At 59.6% G+C, this 223-nt stretch carries 1 pseudogene; it reads right to left on the reverse strand.

Features of this window, described 5'->3' with window-relative positions:
• Positions 1–223, reverse strand: a pseudogene (locus tag ACNFH5_RS30655) (hypothetical protein); the annotation flags it as partial.

A 223-nucleotide genomic window follows, 5' to 3' on the forward strand; every position in this document is an offset into this window, starting at 1 on the left:
TTCGGCCACGCTCATGTCGCTGTGCAGGCGATCGATGGTTTTGCTCGAACCGTTTTCAGCCACGCCCAGTTGCTTGTGCAGGCGGTCGACGGTCTGGCTGGAGCCGTTCTCGGCGACGTTCATCTGCTGGTGCAGGCGGTCAACCGATTGGCTCGAACCGTTTTCGGCAACGCTCATGTCGCTGTGCAGACGGTCGATGGTTTTGCTCGAACCGTTTTCAGCC

The organism is Pseudomonas sp. NY15435, from assembly GCF_048068295.1.
Taxonomy (GTDB): Bacteria; Pseudomonadota; Gammaproteobacteria; order Pseudomonadales; family Pseudomonadaceae; genus Pseudomonas.